6 protein-coding genes are annotated in these 5,855 nt (G+C 58.0%); 3 read left to right on the top strand and 3 right to left on the bottom strand.

Annotation, left to right across the window (positions count from 1 at the left end; all coding sequences use genetic code 11):
* The 3 genes from ACR0CG_RS23465 to ACR0CG_RS23455 form a co-directional block, all read right to left on the bottom strand.
* Positions 1-1,286 (bottom strand): phage terminase large subunit family protein (locus tag ACR0CG_RS23465; protein WP_480527894.1); only part of this gene is annotated, 1,286 nt, incomplete at its 3' end.
* Complete coding sequence (locus ACR0CG_RS23460) at positions 1,273-1,704, bottom strand: DUF5681 domain-containing protein (RefSeq protein WP_093964947.1); 432 nt, start codon at positions 1,702-1,704, stop codon at positions 1,273-1,275. The genes ACR0CG_RS23465 and ACR0CG_RS23460, both read right to left, overlap by 14 nt.
* The gene (locus ACR0CG_RS23455; protein WP_245223230.1) at positions 1,697-3,091 is read right to left on the bottom strand and encodes a site-specific DNA-methyltransferase; all 1,395 of its coding nucleotides are present in this window, start codon (positions 3,089-3,091) and stop codon (positions 1,697-1,699) included. Before ACR0CG_RS23455 ends, ACR0CG_RS23460 begins: the two co-directional genes overlap by 8 nt.
* Before the next feature lie 448 nt (positions 3,092-3,539).
* Between ACR0CG_RS23455 and ACR0CG_RS23450 the strand changes: the two genes are divergently transcribed.
* The 3 genes from ACR0CG_RS23450 to ACR0CG_RS23440 form a co-directional block, all read left to right on the top strand.
* Complete coding sequence (locus tag ACR0CG_RS23450; protein WP_093964945.1) at positions 3,540-3,770, top strand: DUF3489 domain-containing protein; 231 nt, start codon at positions 3,540-3,542, stop codon at positions 3,768-3,770.
* The gene (locus ACR0CG_RS23445; RefSeq protein ID WP_093964944.1) at positions 3,767-4,183 is read left to right on the top strand and encodes a DUF2924 domain-containing protein; all 417 of its coding nucleotides are present in this window, start codon (positions 3,767-3,769) and stop codon (positions 4,181-4,183) included. Before ACR0CG_RS23450 ends, ACR0CG_RS23445 begins: the two co-directional genes overlap by 4 nt.
* On the top strand, positions 4,180-5,855 hold a 1,676-nt coding region (locus tag ACR0CG_RS23440), incomplete at its 3' end, for a recombinase family protein (RefSeq protein WP_480527892.1). The genes ACR0CG_RS23445 and ACR0CG_RS23440, both read left to right, overlap by 4 nt.

Here is a 5,855-nt window from a genome sequence, read left to right as displayed (position 1 = left end):
TCTGCAGGCAGATAAACCTTGCCCTCTTCGACAGGACCGCAAGCGGACTGGAACCGGGTTTCCTTGTCCTTGTCGGGTTTAATGCGTTCGTAGCGCCGACGGTCATCACGAAACAATTCGTCCAAAAGAGGTTTGCCGGAGGCCGCATCTTCGATCAGGACACGATCGGGATCCCAACGGCCGACAAGTTGCAGTGCCTTGGCTTTCAGGTCTGGGTAGTCTACCTGCCCGCGCCAGACGTCGATAAGATGCCACGCATTTTCGCGGAACCCCCAGGTTGTACAGACAGAGAAATCAGACCGGGGGTCTGCCGACATGCCCGTATCCCAGCTCTGAACCACCAGTTGGAACCAGCGGCGATCTTCGATGGTCTCGTAGGTGCCAAACCACTCCCAGCGCAAGGGCGACCCGTCGGGAGCAATGGGGTTCTGCTGATACTGGCAATTGAACACGGCCGCGCCCATTTCGCGACGCTTGGTATCCAGCGTTTGCTGATCCAAACGGGACGGGCACAGGAGATCACCCGGTTTGCGGCGCATGACCCTTCCACGCCCAAGAGGAACCACCTCATGGCCTTCTGCGATGGCAGGCAGATTCAGATGCCGGTAGGTCCCGCGTTCGAGCAGATAACCCGGCGGATCCATCTCGTGCAACCGTTGCGCAACCATAACCACACGCCCTTCGGCCGGATTGTCGAAGCGCGACAACAAGGTCCCCTCAATGAACTCCTGCGCCTTGACCAGCTCGGCTTCGGAGCCGGCATCTCCGGCTTTCAGCAGGTCATCGATGATGATGTAATCGGCGCCATGACCGGTGACAGAACTTCCAATGGAGACAGCCTTACGGCTGCCTCCCTTTGTGGTGCGGATTTCTTCTGAGGTGTTGCCCTTTTTAGCCAAGACCGTTTCAGGGAACATTTCCCGGTACCAGCGCGCAGACATGATCCGACGACAATCTTCGGAATGTTTGCGCGCCAGATCCAACCCATAGCTGGCAACGATGATCTTGGCGCTGGGGTTATGACCGAGAAGATAAGCGACATATGCAACGGCCACGGTGACCGATTTCAGGCAACGTGGCGGGATGTTGATGATCAGTCGCTTGTTTTCGCCTCGACGGACATTGTCCAACTCATGGCACATGGCCCGCACATGCCAGGCCGGATCAAAGCTGCGGTCAGTTCCCTGGTGCAGCGTGCCAAACACACGCCAAACGAAGGGAAAGAAATTGTCCCGGCAAACCTCGCGAGCGGCTTGCACGACGATTTTTGGATCAGGAGTCGTCATCTTCCGCCTCCTCGTTTTCCAGATCACCGTCACCGTCCAGTTGGCTGGAAAAGAAATCCCGGAGGATGTCGTAGTCGACAGCGTCGGGCTCAACCGTACGGACGCTTTCTTGCGCGTCCAATTCACTTGCGTTGAACAGATCTGTGTCCAGCTTAAGCAGCGCCATCAACAATTTCGTGTCGCCCTTCAACGCGCCTGCCGTGAACCGCTTGGCAATTGCCTCAGCCTTGGAAATCCGGATTTCGTGGCTGCCTTCGCGAACCGTAATCTTGGTTTCCAATTCACGTTTCAAGCTGGCATTCACCCCCTTGGCACCTTTCGGCCGCCCTTTCGGATTGCCGGATCGGCCTTTTTTGAATTGGGTCGCTTTGGGCGGTTTGCCGTAGCCGACCTCATACTCTTTCGTATCGTCAGACATGACCCACCTCCTGTTCTGAAGTGGTATCGTTGGCCGCAAAACGCGCATCGAACGTCTGGCCTGTTACCGCGTGCACGGCGCTATCACCGGTCATCTCCTGCCAACGGCGGATGGCCACATCGACATAAGCCGGGTCGAGCTCAATAAGCCGCGCTTGGCGCCCGGTTTTCTCAGCTGCCAGCAGAGTCGCGCCGGACCCGCCAAAGGCGTCCAGCACGACATCGCCGCGGTGGCTCACATCCATGATGGCATCTGCAACCAGAGCTGTCGGCTTCACCGTGGGATGATCCGCGAGATCCGCCTCGCGCCCTGCCCCAAAGCTGTTCACACCGGCGTAATCCCAGACGTTGGTCCGGTTGCGCCCGTGTTTGCCCAGCTCGACGTTGTTGATGTGCGGCGCACCAGGCTTCTTGAAAATGCAAATCAGCTCATGCTTTGAGCGATAAAGGCTGCCCATGCCTCCGTTCGTCTTGTTCCAGACGCAGAGATTGATGAGGTCCAATCCAGCTGCTTTGCCCGCCGTAATCAGTTCTTCGATATGACGCCAGTCCATGCAGATCATCGCGATGCCTCCGTTCGGCAGGCAGTCAAACAACTGCGTGATCGCGCCTGAAAGAAAGCCGCGGAACTCGCTATCCGTCATTTCTCCCGACGCCATGGCAAACTCGCGGTGTTCGGCGCTATTGCCGGACCGCACATGCCCATTGACAGGCACGTTGTAAGGCGGATCGGTGAAGACTATCTGCGGGGTCTCGCCTTCCAGCAAGGTGTCGTAGCTCTGGGCTTGAAGGGCGTCCCCGCAGAAAATGCGATGATCTCCGAGAACCCAGAGGTCGCCCGGCTCCGTGACTACGGGTGCCGCAGGGTCCGGCGTCTCAACAGTTTCCGCTACAGATACCGTCACCTCACCGACGCTGTCGATAATGATGTCGATCTCCGGTGTTTCGAACCCTGTGATGTCCAGATCAAAGTTCAACTCGCCATCAAGGCTGAGGTCCATCAGCTCGGCAAATTCGATCTGCAACGCCGCTTCATTCCAGTCCGACAATTCCGCCAGCTTATTGTCCGCAATGCGCAGAGCGCGCACTTCCGCTTCTGACAAATGATCCGCGACAACAGTCGGTACGGAATTCAACCCCAGGGCCTTAGCGGCCTCATAGCGGCCATGACCCGCGATGATTGTGCCCGAACCATCCAACAGGATCGGAGTGACAAAGCCAAACTGGGCCACCGATGCTTTCAGTTTGTCGACATTCTTGGCCGCGTGCACGCGGTTGTTGTTGGCGTAGGGCTTGATCTGGCTGATCTGGGATTGGATAACTTTTTCGGCCATCCAGATAGGCGTATTGGACGCCCGAACGTCGCTGTGTGTGTTTTTGGCAGGCATAACCGCCTCCTTTTGCGTGACGCCGCGCGGACGTCGAGATGGAGGGATCGCGCTGGAAAATCGGAGAGAGCACAAATCGCAACTCCCCGGACCAATCGATCCGAGACGTTGCTCCTTTGAATGCTCTCTGCGGAAACCTGTGTTTCCAATGAGTGCTGCCTGCGGGAGCAGTTTCCCGCCCTGATAGTCCGGGCGATTAGGTCGAATGTAGGTGCCATCAATACGAGACGCAACCCCCCAAACTAAAAGTAACCAATTAAGATTGTTGACGAATAATCGGGGGTACGCCAGCAACGCCCTTCAAAACACACGCCTCAAGTAATCGCTTCAGAAAGAGCTGGACTGTTGCCGTCAACCACGCATCACTGAACCCACGCCCGAGCCATTCGGGCGCTCCTCGGTACCGGGGTTCGGCATCTAGCCAGCCCCAAATCAGAGGAGACAATACATGTCCAAGCGGAAGCAAACCAAAATTGACAAAGTGCAACACTTGTTGCGCCGCCCGAGCGGCGCCAGCCTTGAGGCGCTCTGCAAAGCAACGGGATGGCAGCCTCATTCGGTCCGAGCAGCTCTAAGCGGTCTGCGGAAAAAAGGCGTCACAATTGAACGGCGGACATCCGACAAACCAAATGGACCATCCACATATCATCTGGCGGCGGGAACTGGAGAAGCGTCATGACCAAGACGAGCGATGTCGCCGATCTCGCCGCCATGGGTCGATCGGATCTGGTCACGCTTTGGCAGCAACTGTTTGATCAACCCGCCCCCGCCATGCTCAGCCAACCCTTTCTGCGCCGCTTTATCGCCTTTGAGATGCAGTCCCGCCGTCATGGCAGGCTACCCCGCCAGGTCAAAGCCACGCTGGAAAAGGGCTCTGGGAAGAAACCCCGGCCTACATGCCCTGCCCTAAAACCCGGCGGGCGCCTGCTACGCGAGTGGAATAGTGTGACCCATGTAGTCGACGTTACAGAAGACGGCTTCACTTGGAACGGTCGGTCCTATCGCTCACTCTCGGCCATCGCCCGAGAGATTACCGGCGCGCATTGGTCAGGGCCGCGTTTCTTTGGGCTCACCGGCAAGGCGGCCAAATGAGCCCGCGCCGTAAAATCCGATGCGCCATCTACACGCGCAAGTCCTCAGAAGATGGTCTGGATCAGGACTTCAATTCGCTGGATGCGCAATATGAGGCCTGCGCGGCCTATGTCGCAAGCCAGCGACATGAAGGCTGGACCCTGTTGTCCGGGCGCTACGATGACGGTGGCCTGTCGGGCGGCACCCTAGAGCGACCCGCCCTTCAGCGCCTTCTTGAAGAGATCGATGCCGGGCGTATTGACATGGTGGTGGTCTACAAGATTGACCGGCTGACCCGGTCGCTTGCCGACTTCTCTAAGCTGGTCGACCGGCTGGAACAGGCAAACTGTTCTTTTGTGTCCGTCACGCAGGCCTTCAATACCTCATCTTCCATGGGCCGGTTAACGCTGAATGTGCTGTTGTCCTTTGCTCAGTTTGAACGGGAAGTCACCGCCGAACGTATTCGCGACAAGATTGCAGCGTCGAAGAAGAAGGGGCTTTGGATGGGTGGCAACCTGCCTCTGGGCTATGATCGCCACCCCGATCCGAAGGCAAGAACGCTGGTGGTGAATGAAGAGGAGGCCAGAACGGTCCGGCATCTCTTTGGGCTTTATGACGAGCTTGGTTGCCTGCGCAAAGTAGAAGAACGGGCAACGGCAGAAGACCTGCGGTCAAAACGGGTTGTTCGGACAGATGGCAGTGTGAAGGGGGATTGTCCGCTGTCACGGGGTCAAATCTATTACCTGCTGCGCAATCCGGTCTATCTCGGAAAAATCCGCCACAAGGATAAGATCTGGGACGGACAACATCCGGCGATCATCGATCAGGACATCTGGGACCGGGTGCAGGAAAAAATGCGACAGGCCTCCAACCGCTCGCGGGCACGCGGCGACTCCGATGCGCGCCAACACTCCACTGACCCCGGGGCCTGGCTCACCGGTCTGCTGTATGACGAAACTGGTGATCGGTTGACGCCGACCCACACCACGCGCAAAGGCCGACGGTTGCGCTACTATATCTCCAATCGACTGATCTCAGGCGGCAAGGATATCTCTGGCTGGCGACTGCCCGGCCCAGCGCTGGAAAACGCGGTCATTGATGTCATCGTCAGACATTTGCAAGACGCCGCCGCGGCGCACCAAGTACTGGCGCAGCCGGAGGCCGGGTCAGCCGAGGCAGTTCAGACTTCAGTTGCGGATTTAGTAACCCGGCTTCTAGGCCATGGCTGTCAGATCGGCGCTGCTCTTCTGGCCAAAGGCAAACTTGCACGAGGACAGATCGACCTCGAATTTAACCCCAAAACTCTGGCAAGCGCACTTGGCATCGCGGCCGATCATCTGCACCCGGATCTCACCCACGTCACCGCATCTTTCGATCTGTGCCGCCGCGGCGTCGAGGCCAAGGTCATCGCCGGAGACATGGCACCCCAACCTGATCCCCACCTCCGGTCCATGCTGATCCGCGCCCATGGCTGGGTCCGTGATCTGAAGGCCGGAGTTCAACTGATGGAGATTGCCCGCCGCGAAAGCGTCCCTGACGCCTTCATCCGCACCCGTGCTCAGCTCGCCTTTCTCTCACCAAAGATTCAAACGGCGATTCTCGACGGGAGCCAGCCGCCCGAACTCACACTCAAGCGTCTGGTCAGCGTGACCCACCCACTTGAATGGTCCGAACAGGAACGCCTGTTCGGCTT

The organism is Ruegeria sp. AB8 (assembly GCF_056542605.1).
The sequence above is the reverse complement of the archived record's forward strand: the minus strand, read 5'-3'. Positions and strand labels throughout refer to the sequence as shown.

Excerpts from the sequence above, each read along its gene's own strand:
- ACR0CG_RS23460 (WP_093964947.1), bottom strand. The coding sequence starts at position 1,704 with ATGTCTGACGATACGAAAGAGTATGAGGTCGGCTACGGCAAACCGCCC.
- ACR0CG_RS23455 (WP_245223230.1), bottom strand. The coding sequence starts at position 3,091 with ATGCCTGCCAAAAACACACACAGCGACGTTCGGGCGTCCAATACGCCT.
- ACR0CG_RS23450 (WP_093964945.1), top strand. The coding sequence starts at position 3,540 with ATGTCCAAGCGGAAGCAAACCAAAATTGACAAAGTGCAACACTTGTTG.
- ACR0CG_RS23445 (WP_093964944.1), top strand. The coding sequence starts at position 3,767 with ATGACCAAGACGAGCGATGTCGCCGATCTCGCCGCCATGGGTCGATCG.